The organism is Bacteroidota bacterium, assembly GCA_016195025.1.
GTDB lineage: Bacteria > Bacteroidota > Bacteroidia > Palsa-948 > Palsa-948 > Palsa-948.
On record JACQAL010000020.1, the window covers coordinates 1 to 18,218 of the forward strand.

The 18,218-nt window shown below is 43.0% G+C and carries 10 protein-coding genes; 4 read left to right on the top strand and 6 right to left on the bottom strand.

Going from position 1 to position 18,218, the window contains the following annotated elements; genetic code table 11:
• Nucleotides 1-411: hypothetical protein (locus HY063_04420; protein ID MBI3501017.1), on the bottom strand; the 411-nt coding region annotated here is incomplete at its 3' end.
• Nucleotides 412-423: 12 nt separating this feature from the next.
• Nucleotides 424-1,956, bottom strand: a complete 1,533-nt coding sequence (locus tag HY063_04425; GenBank protein ID MBI3501018.1) for a T9SS type A sorting domain-containing protein — start codon at nt 1,954-1,956, stop codon at nt 424-426.
• Nucleotides 1,957-2,173: 217 nt separating this feature from the next.
• Here HY063_04425 and HY063_04430 point away from each other — a divergent pair, with 217 nt between their 5' ends.
• Complete coding sequence (locus tag HY063_04430; GenBank protein ID MBI3501019.1) at nt 2,174-4,948, top strand: sodium-translocating pyrophosphatase; 2,775 nt, start codon at nt 2,174-2,176, stop codon at nt 4,946-4,948.
• Here the strand turns inward: HY063_04430 and HY063_04435 are convergent, their stop codons facing one another.
• The 3 genes from HY063_04435 to HY063_04445 form a co-directional block, all read right to left on the bottom strand.
• Entirely contained in the window at nt 4,949-5,551 is a 603-nt protein-coding gene (locus tag HY063_04435) for a YqgE/AlgH family protein (protein ID MBI3501020.1), read from the bottom strand.
• Between the two features lie 124 nt (nt 5,552-5,675).
• Entirely contained in the window at nt 5,676-12,947 is a 7,272-nt protein-coding gene (locus tag HY063_04440) for a PKD domain-containing protein (GenBank protein MBI3501021.1), read from the bottom strand.
• A gap of 441 nt (nt 12,948-13,388) precedes the next feature.
• Nucleotides 13,389-13,718, bottom strand: coding sequence for a hypothetical protein (locus tag HY063_04445; protein MBI3501022.1), 330 nt, complete (start codon nt 13,716-13,718; stop codon nt 13,389-13,391).
• Between the two features lie 235 nt (nt 13,719-13,953).
• Here HY063_04445 and HY063_04450 point away from each other — a divergent pair, with 235 nt between their 5' ends.
• From HY063_04450 to HY063_04460, 3 genes are all read left to right on the top strand, one after another.
• Nucleotides 13,954-14,682: a DUF5011 domain-containing protein gene (locus HY063_04450; GenBank protein MBI3501023.1), complete on the top strand. Its 729-nt coding sequence runs from the start codon at nt 13,954-13,956 to the stop codon at nt 14,680-14,682.
• Nucleotides 14,683-14,775: 93 nt separating this feature from the next.
• Entirely contained in the window at nt 14,776-16,695 is a 1,920-nt protein-coding gene (locus HY063_04455; GenBank protein ID MBI3501024.1) for a sulfatase-like hydrolase/transferase, read from the top strand.
• The gene (locus HY063_04460; protein ID MBI3501025.1) at nt 16,692-17,606 is read left to right on the top strand and encodes a YegS/Rv2252/BmrU family lipid kinase; all 915 of its coding nucleotides are present in this window, start codon (nt 16,692-16,694) and stop codon (nt 17,604-17,606) included. Before HY063_04455 ends, HY063_04460 begins: the two co-directional genes overlap by 4 nt.
• A 64-nt stretch (nt 17,607-17,670) precedes the next feature.
• On the opposite strand, the gene HY063_04465 is transcribed toward HY063_04460, so the two are convergent.
• Nucleotides 17,671-18,174 (bottom strand): hypothetical protein, encoded by a 504-nt coding sequence (locus HY063_04465; GenBank protein ID MBI3501026.1) that lies wholly within the window; start codon nt 18,172-18,174, stop codon nt 17,671-17,673.
• Nucleotides 18,175-18,218 lie beyond the last annotated feature (44 nt).

Consider the following 18,218-nt stretch of genomic DNA (forward strand, 5'->3'; position numbering starts at 1 on the left):
TCCCGTGTTTGTTTGAAATTGCAATGTGCCGCCCGGCTGTGCAGAGCGCATCATAAAATCAATGCTGCCTGCGGGAGAAAGTATGTCGCCAATTTCTTTCGTAACAGGATTTTTACCTGTTGGTACTGTAAACATTTGCCACATATTGTCAAATGTGTTTGGCCCATCCGTGCGGAAGAGGTTACCGGGGGTGAAGTTGGAGGAAGTTGGCATCAAATTAGTATTGATATGAAAGGCTGATAAGGGAAGATTGGCAAGTGTGAAATTTCCAACACCCCCACTTTGAGTAGTAGCCGATGTGTGAACCGCAAAAGGTAAAAGATTATTTACCCATTGAGCAAAAGTGAAATTGGTGTTGAGGCAAAGTAATGCAATTGCAATACTAAAAGCCAATGTAGTTTTGTTTTTCATAGTGATTTGTTTTTAATGGTTAATAACTAATTTTTGTGAATATAAATTGTTTGAAGTTTCAACTTTTATTATGTAAATGCCATTGGGGATATCGGAAATGTTTATTTCATTATTGGCTCTATGAACGAACATTGCTTTTATGGAGATTCCCAATAGGTTATAAATATTCAGCGTTGCATTTTCGGAATTAGAAATATTGCTGTGTAAATTTATTATTTGACTTGCGGGATTAGGATAGATGTAAAATATTTGAGAGGAAATTGTGTTTTCAAAAATTCCATTTGTGGAATCACAATTTTGTGGAATTAAACTGCTATTATAAAAATAACTGTCTACAAAATTACTTATTCCTAATTCGCATTGTTTTCCGTTCAAAGATAAATTGCTGGATAAAATATTGCAGGCACTTCCATATAAATTAGGATTGGCAATTACACTAAGTGAATCATACCAAAGAGTAGCAATATAAATTTTCCCGTCAAGACCAATTTCCATTTGTCCATAATCCCTTATACTATCTAAATCATTTGTAAGCCAAACCATAGAATTATTAATGGATGTAGAATCATTATTTCCAGTTAAGCAATATTGAAATAAATCATTACCGCTGCTAAAAGTGAAATATAATTTTGAATTATCTGAGGAAAATGCGGAATAATAATATGTAAAAGAATTTATATGTAAATCTATTAGATTGCTCACATGTCCTGTTGTATTGTCAAAATCACCAACGCCATTTCTTGCTTGCATATTGCCATTACCAGTAGTGGCTATTTTTTTACCGTTTGATGAAAATTTTACAGTTGCAAAATAATCAGGAAAAATTTTTCCGACAGAAGAAATTACAGGAGTTGTTATTAATCCTAATGTATCATCAATTTTATATGTAAGAAAATTATTTGTATTATATTCATGCGTAATAACCCAATAATCTTTCCCATTTGCATGTTTGGTTGCTGCTACTGCTTCGGTACTTGGTGCAAAAAGTAAATTATTTTTACCTGTAACATTTCCTAATCCACTATTCAGATTTATATTTACAATCGAATATCTAAAGCCACCTGCACCACTATTTTCCCAACAATCGTTTGTAAAAATATAAAACAAAGAATCATTACCAGGATGCGGAATAATAAGTGCTGCCTGTGCAGCGCTTCCATAATTTCCACAGCCCATTAATCCCGTTCCATTCGGCATTGGCTGCTGGTTTTTATTCCACACAGTATCTCCATCTGTATAAAATAAAAGATTGCCTGCTGTGTCAGACATAACAGCACAGCCTTCGTAAGTATGTAAATCACCAGTCGTATCTGCAACCGCTGTACCACTGCTAAAATCTAATCCTGCACCACTGCCAAAATACCAATGGTAAGTGCGTTTTATATCGGGGTTTTGCGCAAGCAACGAGCCTGCCTGCGGCAGGCAGGAAACGAAGAGTGCGAACAATACGAAAAGGGAAAACTGCAATGCAACAGGAGAAAAAAGAGAGCGCGTCCCGCTCATAGCGGGATGCAGAGCCATATTTTTGAGAGTAAAGTTATTCATTCATACAAGAGCAATAAGAGTACAAAGGAGCAAAAAAAATATGATAAAAGCAAATTATTTTATCTCTTCAAAGGAAGGGATTTCATTTTACTCAACCTGCTCAGGTTTCATCTGCTTTAACATAACTTTCACTAAACTATTTTCACTTGTTTTGTTTTTATTATTTTCGCCCGCCAATCAAATCAACAATCAGTAATCATTAATCACTAATCAATTTATGGCAAACTTAATCTATCTCATTCCCGTCTTTGGAATCATCGGTCTCGCGTATATGGCAATCACCGCAATGTGGGTTACCAAACAAGATGCAGGCGACAGCAAAATGGCAGGCATCGCTTCCCACATTGCCGAAGGAGCCATGGCATTTCTCAAAGCCGAATACAGAATTCTCGCCATATATGTTTTGCTTGCAGGAACCGGGCTCGGAATTCTTTCGCAGGTAAGCAAAGTTGCCTCACACTCTCATATATTAATTGTTGCCGCCTTTGTAACCGGATGTTTTTTCTCCGCGCTTGCAGGATTTATCGGAATGAAAATTGCCACCAAAGCAAATGTGCGCACCACGCAGGCAGCAAGAACTTCTCTCGCAAAAGCATTGAAAGTTTCTTTTGGCGGAGGCACCGTGATGGGATTGGGTGTTGCAGGGCTTGCAGTTCTCGGATTGAGTTCACTCTTCGCCATCTTCTACACAAAATTCATGAGCGGAAGTTTTGCCAACGGAGGAACGGAAGAAATGATGCGCGTGCTCGAAGTACTCACCGGGTTTTCCGTAGGCGCGGAAAGCATTGCGCTCTTCGCGCGCGTGGGCGGAGGAATTTATACCAAAGCAGCCGATGTGGGCGCTGACCTCGTTGGAAAAGTGGAAGCCGGAATTCCCGAAGACGACCCGCGCAACCCCGCCACCATTGCCGATAATGTGGGAGATAATGTGGGTGATGTTGCCGGAATGGGCGCTGACCTTTTCGGTTCTTACGTTGCAACTGTTCTCGCTTCCATGGTGCTTGGAAATTATATTATCAAAGATAATCCCGGGCTCACAGATAATTTCGGAGGAATCGGAGCCATACTTCTTCCCATCACCATTGCCGGAACCGGAATCATTGCATCCATCATCGGAACTTGGTTTGTGAATGTGAAAGACGATGGCGAAGCAACAACGGACAAAGTTCAGAAAGCGTTGAATACCGGAAACTGGAGCGCAATCATTCTTGCACTCGTTGCCGCTTTCTTCCTTATTAAGTATATGCTGCCTGCTTCCATGCACATGAGCGGCTTCAATCACGACATTACTTCAATGGATGTTTTTTACGCAGTGTGCATCGGCATGACGGTGGGCGCTTTGATTTCTCTCATCACGGAATATTACACGGGGCTTGGAAAAAAACCTGTGCTCTCCATCGTGTATAAATCAGCAACAGGCGCGGCAACAAATATTATTGCCGGTCTCGGAAACGGAATGTTATCTACGGCTTTCCCCGTAATTCTTTTTGCCGGAGCAATCTGGGGCTCCTATCACTTCGCGGGATTTTACGGAGTGGGAATTGCAGCGGCTTCCATGATGGCGACCACCGGAATGCAATTAGCCATTGATGCTTTCGGACCGATTGCCGACAACGCGGGAGGAATTGCCGAGATGAGCGAACTTCCCAAAGAAGTGCGCGAAAAAACTGATGTGCTGGATTCAGTAGGCAACACCACTGCCGCCATCGGAAAAGGTTTCGCAATTGCATCAGCCGCTCTCACCGCGCTCGCGCTCTTTGCCGCGTATGTAAGCATCACCGGCATTCCCGGCATAAATATTTTCAACGCCAAAGTTCTTGCCGCGCTTTTCATAGGCGCTATGATTCCCGTTGTGTTTTCTGCGCTTGCCATGAACAGCGTTGGAAAAGCCGCCATGGACATGGTGAATGAAGTAAGAAGACAATTCAGAACCATTCCCGGAATTATGGAAGGAACCGGAAAACCGGAATACGGAAGATGCGTGGAGATTTCTACCAAAGCCGCGCTGCGCGAAATGCTCGCACCGGGCGCAATTACAATTATCACTCCGCTGATTGTGGGATTAGTGATGGGCGCGGAAGCATTGGGCGCATATATGGCGGGCGTAACGGTAAGCGGTGTGCTGTGGGCAATCTTTCAGAACAATGCCGGTGGCGCGTGGGACAATGCAAAAAAATCTTTCGAGAAAGGAATTGAACTCGAAGTGAACGGGAAGAAAGAAATGTTCTACAAAAAATCCGAGCCGCATAAAGCAGCGGTTGTCGGAGATACGGTGGGAGACCCGTTCAAAGATACTTCGGGACCTTCGATGAATATTTTAATTAAACTTTCATCGCTGGTGGGATTAACCATTGCTCCGCTGATTGCGATTGACCATCCGCTTGCAAATGTTGTGGGAACTTCTGCGGAAAAAATTATCGCCACCGCCAATGCAATGACCTACGCGGATATTAAAACGCTGAGCGGAACATATCAAATGGATGACTCGCATAGTTTCGTGGAATTTTCCCTTTCACATTTCCTCACCACCGCGAAAGGAAACATTGCACTCGATACCAATTATGAAAATAAATTAGTGATGACCGGTGATGTGGCAACTTCATCGGTTGACCTCGCGTTGAGTACAAATTCAATCAACACGATGAACACCGACCGCGATGAGCATTTGAAGAGCGAAGATTATTTTGATGCGAAAAAATTTCCAACGATTAAATTTGTTTCAACCTCTGTAAAAGAAAACAAGGAAGGATTTTATCATTACACCGCCATTGGCAATCTCACTATTAAAGGCGCGACTAAACCTGTGGAAATTCCTTTCAACTATCTGGGCGAGTACAAGCCGAAGTCCAAAGACGGAAAAACACGTCCGAGCATTTACACCTTTGACGGTGAATTTAAAATCAACCGCGTGGATTTTGGCGTGGGTGAAAAGAGTGTTGCGTTGGGCGAAGAGGTGACTATTTCTTTTTCGATTGAGACGAGGAAGAAGTAATTAATTCCACATTGGGTTTTCAGGGAAGTTGGAAATTATTTCATACTCTTTTCCCATGCTTTTCAAAATATCCTGCCAGAGCTTGGCATCTGAACTTGTTCCTGCATTCATTACTAAATCAATTGTTGCATCCGCAATCAGCCATGAGTTTCTTTTTATTTCTTCCTGCAACTGCCCTGCACCCCAGCCGGAGTAACCGATGAAAAGTCGAATCTCATTTTCCGAAATTTTATTTCCTTTAATAAGCGCTTTCACAGTTTCAAAGTTTCCGCTCCAATATAAATCGCCAACAACAGGAATGCTGCCGGGAATTGCATCGCCTAAGGTGTGAACATAAAACAATGCGTCCCGCTGAACGGGTCCGCCATCCCATACAGGAAAAAACCCTGCACTGAGCGGAGTCGAAGTATCTCCGAACTCTTCTATTATTTGTCCGAGTTTTAATTCCATGGGGCGGTTGAGAACAAAACCCACGCTTCCTTCTTCATTATGCGAAGCGAGCAGCACAACCGTGCGCTTGAAATTCGGGTCATTCATGAACGGCTCGGACAAAAGCAATTTTCCCTGCGCGGGTTTGAATTTTGTGAAATCCAGTTTAACCATACTGATTTCGAATCTAACATTAATCTCCGAATGGAATGAAACAATAAAAGAAAAAAATATCAATATGCAATAAAAAAGACCGGCAGAATTAATCGTGCCGGTCTTTTGCTTACGGTTAATTATCCTACCTGCTAAGAATAATTTTCATGGTTCCGGTTCCATGTGCGGTTTTAATTCTCAGGAAATAAATTCCGTCTGCCCGGGCGGAAATATTTACTGTGAGATTATTTAACTGCTCAAGAGATGAATAAACTTTTTCTCCCAGCACATTCGTGATAGTTACTTCTCCATTTGCTTCTTTACTCTGAATCGTAAATATTCCGCTGTTCGGATTTGGATAAACAGTTATTCCTTCAAGAGTAAATAACGTTTGAACTCCCGTGCAGAGGTCAACATAGATTTGCATGGAATCGGAATTGGAACATCCGAGCGAATCGGTAAAAGTATATGTAATAGTATGCAATCCTCCGCCTGCTGAAGACGGGTCAAAATTTCCTGCACTCACTCCCGTTCCTGAATACGTTCCGCCCGATGGCATTCCACCCGTTAATGCATATGGACCAACCGAAATGCAAACCGTATCGGGATTCAGGGAAAGTGAAACAGAAGGAAGCGGATTCACATTTATTGCCTGAGTTGCTGTGCTTGCGCAGAACTGTGTTCCGGTTACAGTATAAGTTGTACTCGCAGTGGGAGCAACAACAATGCTGGCGGTAGTTTGCCCTGTGGACCAACTATAAGTGGAAGCGCCTGATGCCGTGAGTGTATCAGCAGTTCCGCTGCAAATAGTTGTATCGCCTGCCATGATTACTACAACAGGAGGAGAAACAACCGTAACGGTTGCCGAAGCGGATTGAGTGCATCCGATTGCGCTCGTTCCGGTTACTGAATAAACCGTTGTTGAAGATGGCGCATCTGAAATGCTTGCCGTAGTTTGCCCGCCTGACCAACTATAGGTGGAAACGCCCGATGCGGTGAGCGTAATAGTTCCGCCCGTGCAAATAGTCGTTGACGGACTCACGCTCACATTCACAGTCGGAGAAGAAACAACAACTGCTTTTGTAGTTGTCTTCGTGCAGCCGGAAGAATTTGTTCCGGTAACTGTATACGTAGTATTTGCGGTTGGGCTATCAACAATACTTGCTGTGGTTGCGCCAGTGCTCCAACTATAACTTGCCGCGCCCGATGCCGTGAGCGTAATAGTTGTTCCGCTGCAGATAGTAGCGGAAGGGCTTGCGCTCACTGTAACATTCAATGTTGAAACAGTAATCAATTGCGTTGCCTTCGCAGAACATCCGCTTGCGCTCGTTCCGGTTACGGTGTAAGTTGTATTCGATGCAGGACTAACCGTTATGCTCGAAGTAGTTTGTCCTGAAGACCAAAGATACGTATTCGCTCCCGATGCCGTGAGCGTAACGCTTCCTCCGCTGCAAATGGTGGAAGAAGGACTTACGGTAATTACAGTCGAAGGCAACGGGTTCACAGTAATTGCCTGCGTATTTGTGCTCGCGCATCCATTTGAACCCGTAAGAGTATAGGTAGTGCTTGTTGTCGGGCTCGCAGTAACAGAAGAAGTGGTTTGCCCTCCGGGCGACCAACTATACGTCATTGCTCCCGATGCAGCAAGTGTAACACTGCTTCCGCTGCAAATAGTAGCAGACGGAGTAACCGTTATGGTAGTGGAAGGCGCGGTTGTAACAGAAATTGTTTGCATAGAAGTTTTTGTACATCCGGTCGCGCTTGTTCCGGTTACAGTATACGTAGTGGTTGCCGAAACAACATCCGTTATGCTTGCGGTGGTTTGACCGCCTGACCAACTATACGTGGAAGCGCCCGATGCAGTAAGCGTAATTGCATCTCCGATGCATACCGTTGATGAAGGGCTCGCGCTTATATTCACAGTAACGGATGAAACGGTAATCGTTCGCGTTGCAGTTTTACTGCAGCCAATCGCATTGGTTCCTGTTACTGTATAGGTAGTATTGCTTGTCGGACTCGTCACAATGCTTGCAGTTGTCGCGCCTGTGTTCCAACTATAGGTTGAGCCGCCCGAAGCCGTAAGCGTTACGTTGCTTCCGTTGCATATCGTAGCAGAAGGAGAAACACTTATAGTTACATTCGGATTTGAAACCACAAGTGTTTTGGTAGACGACTTTGTACAGCCGCTTGCATTTGTTCCTATAACTGTGTAAGTAGTATTCACAGTGGGGCTCACCGTAATGCTTGTAGTGGTTTGTCCGCCATTCCATACATATGTATTCGCACCTGATGCCGTGAGCGTAGCGCTGCTTCCTATACATATAGTAGCAGAAGGCGAAGCCGTAATGGTTGTTGTGGGAAGTGCATTCACCATTATCGCCTGCGTTGTGGTGGTAGCGCATCCGTTGGAAGCCGTGAGCGTATAAGTAGTATTAGTTGTTGGATTCACAGTAATGTTCGCAGTGGTTTGTCCTCCGGGCGACCAACTATAAGTGGATGCACCCGATGCAGTAAGCGTAACGCTGCTTCCGCTGCAAATGGTTGCAGAGGGCGTAACAGTTATAGTCGGTGAAGGAGCAGGATTAACAGTGATAACCTGAGTCGCAGAATTTGTACAACCGTTTCCATTCGTTCCGAATACACTATAGGTGGTTGTGGAAGGAACAACATCAGTTATGGTTGAAGTGGTTTGTCCGCCTGGCGACCAACTATATACTGATGCGCCCGAAGCGGTAAGCGTAATTGCATCTCCGCTGCAAACCGTTGCCGAAGGACTTGTACTGATAGTAACAGTTGCCGATGAAATAGTAATCAATTGAGAAGTGGTGGAAGTACAACCACCTGCACTTGTTCCGGTCACCGAATAAGTAGTATTTGCAGTTGGGCTTACAGCAATACTTGCACCCGTTTGTCCTGTTGACCATGCATAAGTGGACGCGCCCGATGCAGTAAGCGTTGCGCTGGTACCGTTGCAAATTGTTGCAGAAGGGCTTGTACTTATGGTAACAGTCGGAGAAGTAACAGTAATTGCTTTCGTGGCAGTTTTCGTACAGCCGTTTGCGCCTGTTCCGGTAACGGTATAAGTAGTATTTACAGTTGGACCAACAATGATGCTCGTAGTGGTTTGTCCCGAAGACCATAAATAAGAAGAAGCACCAGAGGCAGTAAGCGTTGCACTCGCGCCTTTACAAATAGTAGTGGATGGAGCAGCTGTAATAGTTGTGGTCGGCAAAGGATTTACCGTAATGATTTGCGTTTGGCTGCTGCTGCATCCCAAACTTGTTCCCGTCACTGTATAAGTAGTGGTGGTAGTAGGCGCCACAGTTTTACCCGCAGTGGTTTGTCCTCCGGGAGCCCAACTATACGTGGTAGCGCCCGATGCAGTCATCGTTACACTTGTTCCGCTGCAAATAGTTGCGGAAGGATTTACCGCAACGCTCACGGAAGGAATGGCGTTCACCGTAATGTAATTCAATTTTGTTTTTGTATTGCTTCCGCTCATGTTAGTAGCAGTAAGCGAAACAGAATAAGTGCCCGCAGTATTATAAGTAACTACAGGATTCTGTAAAGTAGAAGTTGCCGGTGTTCCTCCCTGAAAAACCCACGACCAGGAAGTAGGGCTGTTCGTGCTTGCATCCGTAAATGTAACATTGCTTCCCGCACAAATAGTTGTTGGGCTGCCATTAAAATCAGCAACAGGAACAGTGCATGAATTGGTGACGGTGATAGTTCCGGTTTTCACACAGCCATTACCATCGGTAACCGTGCAGGAATAATTTCCGGCAGCAAGACCTGTTGCCGTTTGTGTGTTTTGTCCTCCGGGATTCCATGAATAAGTATAAGGAACGCTTCCGGTGGGAGTAGCCGTTGCCGTTCCGTCATTTCCCGCGCATGTTTCGCTGGTCATGCTCATGGAAACAGAGAGCGAATTAACCGTAATTGATTTCGTGGAAGTGTTCGTGCATCCGCTTGCATTGGTTCCGGTAACTGTGTAAGTAGTATTTGTTGTCGGGCTCACCGTGATGCTTACAGTTGTTTGTCCTGTTGACCAACTATATGTGGAAGCACCCGATGCAGTAAGTGTGGCATTGCTTCCGCTGCAAATGGTGGCAGATGGAGTAACGCTGATGCTCACAGTTGGAAGCGCGTTCACTGTTACTGCTTTCGTTGCCGTGTTTGTACAGCCGAGTGCATTTGTTCCTGTAACAGTATAAGTAGTGTTGGAAGTCGGACTCACAGTAATTGCCGCAGTAGTTGCGCCCGTATTCCAACTATATGTTGAAGCCCCCGATGCAGTAAGCGTGGTGCTGTTGCCTATGCAAATTGTTGCCGATGGGCTTGCTGCAATGCTCACGGCAGGAGAAGAAACAGTAATCAGCCGCGTAGCAGATGCAGTGCATCCAATCGCATTTGTTCCAATAACTGTATAGGTTGTATTAACTGTTGGGCTCACCGCAATGCTCGCAGTAGTTTGCCCTCCAGGTGACCAACTATAAGTGGATGCGCCCGATGCAGTAATTGTTGCGCTGTTTCCCAAACAAATGGTAGAAGAAGGGCTCACGCTGGTTGTTACCGTAGGAGTAGAAACAGTTATTGCCTGCGTGGCAATAGCAGTACATCCGCTCGCATTGGTTCCGGTAACCGTATACGTTGTATTGGAAGTGGGAGCAACCGTAATGCTCGTTGTAGTTTGCCCCGATGACCATAAATAAGTGTTCGCTCCCGATGCGGTAAGAGTAACATTGTTTCCACTGCAAATAGTTGCAGATGGAGCCGTGGAAATTGAAACAGAAGGAAGAGCGTTTACAGTAATGTAACTCAATTTGGTTTTTGTATCGCTTCCGCTTGCGTTGGTTGCAGTGAGTGTGACAAAATAAGTTCCCGCTGTGTTATAAGTTACAACCGGATTCTGCAAAGTTGATGTGGCAGGCGTTCCTCCATTGAAAGTCCAACTCCACGAAGTAGGTGCATTGGTAGATTGGTCGGTGAAGGTTACATTCTGTCCAACGCAAATAGTTGTTGGATTGCCGATGAAATCTGCAACGGGCGGTGCAGCATTAAACACGCTGGAAGAAAATAACCCGCGCCCGTGAGTGGCAACAATTAATTCTTTATCCGAATTTCTCATCTGGAACATATCGCATCGCACATTGGCAAGCCCGGTATTATTCGGAACATAAGCAGGAGAAGCAGCAGTTACATCGGTGGTTGACCAAACGCCCACTTCAGTAGCGAGAAAAAGTTCTTTCAAATCATTTGGATTATAAATTGCCCAGCGCACCGGCATGTCAGGAAGATTTCCCGATTCATTTGTCCATGTGCTGCCTCCGTTAGTTGTTCTCCATACATGGCTCACTCCGTAGTTAGAAAAAGTAACAACCAAATCCAATTCCGATGCGCCAATCTCTACGCAGGATATTGTGCCGGATGGAAACGAGCCGCCTCCAATGCTTGTGGAGGTGGGAGAACCGCCTTGAGCATTGGTAACTTTGTATAATCTTCCGTTTTGTGTTCCCACAAATAACGTGGTTGTTCCTGCGGGAGCATAAGGCGAAACGCGGATGCATCCGGCAAGGGCTGACATTCCTGTAATGGTAATTTGTGTTTGCGAAGGCACGCCTCTTATTCCTGATGTGCGCTTGAGTTGAGTGGTGGAATAAGAAGAATAAAGAATTCCATTTGCATCATCGTAATCGGCAGGGTTAATAAAATCTCCGCTGCTCTGGTCGTTGATAATGTTTGAAAAACTTGCTCCACCGTTTGTAGAGCGGTAATAAACATTGTATACATACGCAGTAATCTGATAACTTGGGTTTGTCTGGTCAATGAAACAATAAGCGCCATCGCCACCGGTGGCTGAAGTGGTGGCATTCATTCCCGCAGTGGTGAATTTCTGAGTGCCGTTATCCTGCGCTCCGGCAAGAAAATAATTTTGTGCGGCAGTGGGATGAATGGCGCAGGCGTAAAACTGAGTTACGTTATAGCCGGTATTCTTGTTGCTGAAAGCAGGAGTTCCCGCATTCACATTCGAAGAATAATAAAAGCCACCGTCATTTCCGAAAACAGCAGTGGAAGAAGAACCGGGAGAATAAACAATGGCGTGCTGGTCGGCATGAACATTCGGGCGCGCACATCCGCCCCACCAACTGGTAATCTGAGTCCATGAACTTCCGGCATTGGTTGTTTTCATAATATCCACGCCTCCGGCTAAAACATTATTTTCATTGTTCGGGTCAACCGCCAGAATTAAATCATACCATGCCTGCGTGCGTGTCATGTCTGTAGAAGGGCTGACGCAACTCTGGTCATACCACGAAGGCAGCGTAACGGCTGACCATGTGGTTCCTTTGTTGGTAGTGGTGTAAATATTCAGCAGCGTATAATTGGTATTGCATACCATTGCATAAACGCGGTTGGCATTGCTGGGAGCGCAGGCAAGTTCAATGTTGTAAAAACCGGATGTAGGAAATCCGTTTCCGCCTGTATTTAATTTTGTCCATGAGCCAGCGGCACCCGTAGCGGAGGAATAAACTCCATCGGTGGTAAAAATTCCCATGGAAGCGAAAATAGTTCCATCGGCTGCTATTTCCAAATCGGCAGCGCGGTTGGTAGAAGCGCCTGTTCCGCTTCCGAGCACTTTTGTCCAGGTGGTTCCTCCATCGGTGGAACGGTAAACACCATTAGTGCGTGTGGCAGCAAAAACATTTCCGTTAGAAGCCACCACAATTTTCTGAACATAATAAAAATTGGAATTGTTGGTGGAAGCAAGTTGATTCCAGGTGGCTCCTCCATCGGTGGTTTTCCAGATTCCTGCTCCCTGAATGGCATCAATGTTAAACCATCCTTCGCCTGTGCCTACGTAAAAATTATTGGTGTTGGACGGGTCATAGGCAATGCTGGCAACCGCCAGGTTCGCCCAGAAATCATTCACGCTTGTCCAAACGGGAGATGCCACCGTAATGTCGTTTGTAAACCACAGCCCGCCTCCTACTCCTCCTGCCCACATTTTTTTATTTGTAACATCGTTGGGGTCGAACATGATGGCGCGGGTTCTTCCTCCCACGTTGCTCGGTCCGCGTTCGGTCCACGAAGCGGTGGTCATGGGAGTTATTTTCTTCTGCGCTTTGTATTGGTTAATCAAATTATACACATTTGCCAAACGCTCGCGCGGCACATAACCGAGCGCAGGGTCTTTGGTGCGTGCGATGTCCTGCGCAATGGCAAGGTCGGGGCGGTCGGGATTTAATTCCCCGGCATCGGCATCAAAGTTTTCAGAAGCAATTTCTTTTGCTTCGTTCAAAATTATTTTTCCGCTATGGGAGAAAATAAAAAAGCCGCCAACAAGTGAAAGGGCGGCTGCACCAAGGGTGAATTTGCTTGTGGTGGCGATAAGAAATTTTGTAAAGATTTTTTTCATAGAGGTATTAATAAAAACAATTCAACCCCTTTACTACGGAAAGGCGGGTAAAAGGTTACGCTGAAAAGCGGCTTATCCGCATAGAGTTATTAACGGCTGTTAGCAGCAGTTTAAAGAAGAAACAGGAAGAAGATTCCTATATAATCTTGCCTTGGTTTATGAAATCCATGCATTCTTAGTATAAAACTAAAAACTGGTTGAATTCAATAAGGAAGAGATTGAATTTAATTGCCGTTTGTTTGGTTCCAAACAAACGCAGATTGGAGTCAATCTACCACAGATTGGAACCAAACAAACGCAGGTTGGATACAATCTAACGCAGATTGAAGTAAATTTATTGTCTGTTGGAGTCAACAAACTGCCCTTGTTCAATTATATAAGGGGCGTTGTAAATAAAAGAGGGGATTTAAAATCCCCTCTTTTATTTTTTCTGCAAAGCGATTATCCTCTTTTTTTCAGTTCTTTCTTAACTTCTTCTTTTTTCTTCTCCATGGTGGGTTTTGGCTTAGCTTTTCCTTTGTCTTTTGCAGCGGCTTCGGCAGCGGCAATAGAATCGGCTTTTGCTTTTTCTTTCATTGCCATTTCAGAGGCAGCAACAGAATCGGCTTTCGCTTTTTCTTTTGCAGCAGCAGCGGCAGCAGCCATTGAATCAGCCATGTGGATTGAATCCTGCTTGTGCTTTTCTTTTGCTTCGAGTTCGGCTTTGCTTGGTCCGCATGCGTAGAATGCAATCATTCCGCCTGCGAGAACGAGAGTGAGTAGTTTTTTCATAGGTACAATTAATTGTTTTGTTTTTGGTTAACCGCTGCAAATGTATATTTATTTTAATATACACAACTATTTTTTTAAAAATTTCTTTTAGCTGCTTCACCGGCAAGAATCCTATCTGAACAGGTGTTAATATTTATTAATTGCCTTTTCAAAAAAAGTTTTAGTTTTGCCGCTCATTCTTACTAATTGTATTAACTAAAATAACAATTTCTAACCCTAACTTAAAACAATTAAAATGAAAAAACAATTTATTCTCGGTGCTGCCGTACTGCTTGCAGCAGGAACAATTTGGATGAGCAGTTGCAAAAAAGAAGATACTACTCCTCCTACCGTTTCTATAAAAGGAAGCGACAACATGACTCTTTCTCTTAACGCGGCTCTTCCTGCAGACCCGGGAGCAACTGCCAATGATGATAAGGACGGAGATATTTCTGCAAAGGTTTCTTCTGATTGGAGCACTGCAATAAAAAAAGATTTAGCCGGCACTTATAAAGTAACTTATACGGCTTCTGATGCTGCCGGAAATACCGGGACAGTAACCAGAACTGTATATGTTGCTAATGATGCAGCAGCATGGGCGGGAACTTATTCTAAAACAAATATTCTTGACTCGGTTTTTGCCGATGCACTTCATACCAGTTTTGTTCAAATTTATTCATGGTCAGGAAATGTAGTTGTTACTGCAAGCACTACTACTAACAACAAATTAATCTTTGACAGATTCAGCGATTACTCCAATTACTCTTCTTCTCAAATGATTTACGGTACCGTTTCGGGAACAAGCATTACTGTTCCATCACAAACTGCAAATGGAATAGGGCCTGCTCCCGGCAGCGACCATACTTTTCAGGGAAGCGGCAGTAACGTAGATAATGCTGTCGGTAATTATAAATTCAAAATAAATTCTTCTGATTTAGATATTGCTTCCAGCACTACTGCTTATGATGCTGTTCATTTTAAATAATAGTATATCCTGATTTTTTAAAACCCTCTCCACACCGGAGGGGGTTTTTTATTTTATTGCGCCTGAATCAAGTTTGTATCTTTATTTCCTGATATGAAAAAAAGTTTTCAGGAAATCAAACTGCTTCTCCTCCGCCTTTCCGTTGCGCTTCTCACCTACCCCATTTGCAAAATACTTTTCTTCTTTTTCAATCATAGTTATTTTACAGATGTTTCATTCGGAGAATTTCTGAAAATTCTTTTTTTCGGATTGCGGTTTGATGTTTCAGCAGTAATTCTGATGAACGTTCCGTTTATTTTACTTCACATCATTCCGTTTGCTTTCACAAGAAAAAACTGGTGGCAATTAATTTTGAAATTCTTTTTTCTGATTCCCAACTCCATTGCCATTCTCGCCAACTGCATTGATTTGGAATATTACAAATACACGCTCAAGCGCACCACCGCAGATTTTTTTTCACTCTTCTCGCTCGGTTCTGATGTAACAATCCTGCTTCTGCAGTATGTAAAAGATTTCTGGTATGTGGGATTAATCTGGATTGCGCTTACTATTTCTATTTGGTGGCTTTATAATAAAACAAAAAGGAGTTATCAGGTAGAAAATAAATTCAACAGTTCAAGAATTATTTCATGGATGATTTTTAATTCGGTATTAATTGGAATTTTCATTATCGGCTTCCGCGGAGGATTGCAGCTTCGCCCGATTATGCTGATTACTGCTTCAGAATATGTTTCAGCAAAAAATATTCCGCTCATTCTTAATACGCCATTTACTATCATCACCACTTTTCAACTGGAAAAAATAGAAGAGAAAAAATATTTTCCGGAAGAAGAATTAAAAAAAATCTTCAATCCCAATCATCCAGCCATCCAATCATCCAGCCATCCGGCCATCCAGCCATCCAACATTTTTATCATCATTCTCGAAAGTTTTTCAAAGGAATACACCACACTTGGAAAAAGAAAAAGTTACACTCCCTTCCTCGATTCGCTGATGAATGAAAGTTTGGTATTTGATAATGCTTTTGCCAACGGAAAAAGGTCTATCGAAGGAATTCCCGCAGTGCTCGCAGGCATTCCCGGGCTGATGAATGAATCTTTTATTACTTCCACTTACTGCGGAAATCAATTCAACTCGCTTGCAAGCGCGCTGAAAGAAAAAAATTATTCCACCGCATTTTTTCACGGGGGAACAAACGGCACTATGGGTTTTGACGGCTTCTGCGGTTCGGCTGGTTTCGAAAAATACTTCGGACGATTTGAATACAATAATGACAAAGATTACGATGGCGAATGGGGAATCCGGGACGAAAAGTTTTTTCAGTTTACCGAAAAGAAAGTTTCGGAAATGAAAGAGCCATTTCTTGCAGCGCTGTTTTCACTTTCTTCTCATCATCCGTATACTATTCCGGAAGAATATAAAAATAAATTTACAGGCGGAGAGCATCCGATTTTGAAAAGCGTTCAGTATGCAGATTACTCGCTTAAGAAATTTTTTGAGTCCGCCTCAAAAGAAAAATGGTTCGACAGCACGTTATTTGTTATCACTGCCGACCACACCGGACCTTCGTCCGATATTTTTTACAGCAACAGCGCTGGGAGTTTTGAAGTGCCCATTATTTTTTACAAACACAACAGCCACTTGAAAGAAAAAAAATCCACCATCGCGCAGCAAATAGATATTATGCCAACGGTTCTAAATTTTTTGAACTATGATAAATCTTATTTTGCTTTTGGAAATAATCTTCTTGATACGACCTCGAAAAAGTTTGCAGTGAATTTTATCAACAATGTTTATCAGATTTTTCAGGATGATTATTTATTGCAGTTTGACGGAAATAAAACAATCGGATTTTATAATTTTAAAACCGATTCGCTGCTACAAAATAATCTTCATGAGCAAACCTCAAAGGTTTTAAAAACCTTTGAGGTTTCAATGGAAGAAAAATTAAAAGCAATTATTCAAACATATAATTCAGGAATGATTCATAATAAAATGACGGCCGATAAATGAAAAAGAAAATCCTTTTCATAATTAATCCCATTTCAGGAGTTGGCAGACATAAAACCGTTGAAAAACTTATTGGGGAAAAACTAAACAGAAACATTTTTGATTACGAACTCGCTTATACCAAAGCCGCTAAACACGCGATTGAACTCAGCAAAAAAGGCACGGAAGAAAACTTTGATATTGTGGTTGCAGTTGGAGGCGATGGTTCGGTGAATGAAGTGGGAAGAAGTTTGGTAAATGAAGTGGGAAGAAGTTTGGTGAATGTTGGTCGGGATTTAAAATCCCGACCGGCTTTAGCAATTCTTCCCTGCGGCTCCGGAAACGGAACGGCAAGGCACATGAAAATTCCTATGAATCTGAAAAAAGCAATGGAAGTAATCAACCGACAAAAAATTTCTGTGATTGATACTTTCAATGTGAATGAAGAAATTGCAATCAACACAGCGGGAATAGGATTTGCCGCGCACATTGCGCACGAGTTTTCTAAATTCAAAAAGCGCGGATTCAAAAATTATCTGAAGATTGCTGTGCGCGATTCCATGAAATATAAATCCCAGAAATGCGAAGTGGAAATGAATGGTGAGAAAAAAGAAATGGATGCATTTATCATTGATGTTTGCAACGGCACTCAATGGGGGAACAACGCTGTGATTGCTCCGCACGCAAAAAATGATGATGAAATTTTAGATTTATGTTTAGTAAAAGATTTTCCATACATAAATTTTCCTTTCCTCGCAACAAGATTATTTACTCACTCTATTCACCATTCAAAATTTGTGGAGTTCAAAAAAATTACTGAAGCAATTATTCACCAGGAAAGAAATTATGCTCACATTGACGGTGAGCCGGTAATTATAGGAAAAGAATTAAAAGTGAAAATAAATCCGCTTTCGCTGAAAGTTATTGTGCCGTAAGTTGCCCTAAATCCCTAAAGGGGACTTTGAAAAGTATTTTCTCCCTTTAGGGACGGGGCATATTCTATTTTTTCTTCACCACCGAATCTTTCTTCATCATCTTCATATCGCATTTGCCGTCTCCTTTTTTCATTTCAGGGCAACCATTATCATCGTCATCATCATCGCACTTCATTCCGCCTTTATCACAACTTCCTCCTTTGCACATGCCGCAGCAATTTCCTCCGCTTCCGCTCATCATCGGGCACATCTGATTCATTCCACACATTCCTCCTCCTCCCATCATGCACATTCCTTTTCCCATTCCCATTCCGCAATTATTCATTCCCATGTTGCAATTTCCTCCGTACATCATTTCCATCCTGCATTCTTTTTTCATTCTACAACCATACATGCAGCAACGCAAGCCGCAGCATGCAAGATTCAGAAGCGCAACAATAATTACAAACCATGCAGCCACTTTGAAAAGTATGCTCAGGTTTTCTTTCTGTGTTTTATACAGAAACCATACGCCCGCGGTGAGTGAAATCAGCGAGAGCGCGATTGAAACATTTGGTAAACAATTCATAGTTTTTTTGTTTTAAATATTTTATCAAAGGTAGAAAAGTAATT

Bases quoted from the DNA above. Each gene is read 5' to 3' on its own strand.
- HY063_04425 (MBI3501018.1), bottom strand. From the start codon at position 1,956: ATGAATAACTTTACTCTCAAAAATATGGCTCTGCATCCCGCTATGAGC.
- HY063_04430 (MBI3501019.1), top strand. From the start codon at position 2,174: ATGGCAAACTTAATCTATCTCATTCCCGTCTTTGGAATCATCGGTCTC.
- HY063_04435 (MBI3501020.1), bottom strand. From the start codon at position 5,551: ATGGTTAAACTGGATTTCACAAAATTCAAACCCGCGCAGGGAAAATTG.
- HY063_04440 (MBI3501021.1), bottom strand. From the start codon at position 12,947: ATGAAAAAAATCTTTACAAAATTTCTTATCGCCACCACAAGCAAATTC.
- HY063_04445 (MBI3501022.1), bottom strand. From the start codon at position 13,718: ATGAAAAAACTACTCACTCTCGTTCTCGCAGGCGGAATGATTGCATTC.
- HY063_04450 (MBI3501023.1), top strand. From the start codon at position 13,954: ATGAAAAAACAATTTATTCTCGGTGCTGCCGTACTGCTTGCAGCAGGA.
- HY063_04455 (MBI3501024.1), top strand. From the start codon at position 14,776: ATGAAAAAAAGTTTTCAGGAAATCAAACTGCTTCTCCTCCGCCTTTCC.
- HY063_04460 (MBI3501025.1), top strand. From the start codon at position 16,692: ATGAAAAAGAAAATCCTTTTCATAATTAATCCCATTTCAGGAGTTGGC.
- HY063_04465 (MBI3501026.1), bottom strand. From the start codon at position 18,174: ATGAATTGTTTACCAAATGTTTCAATCGCGCTCTCGCTGATTTCACTC.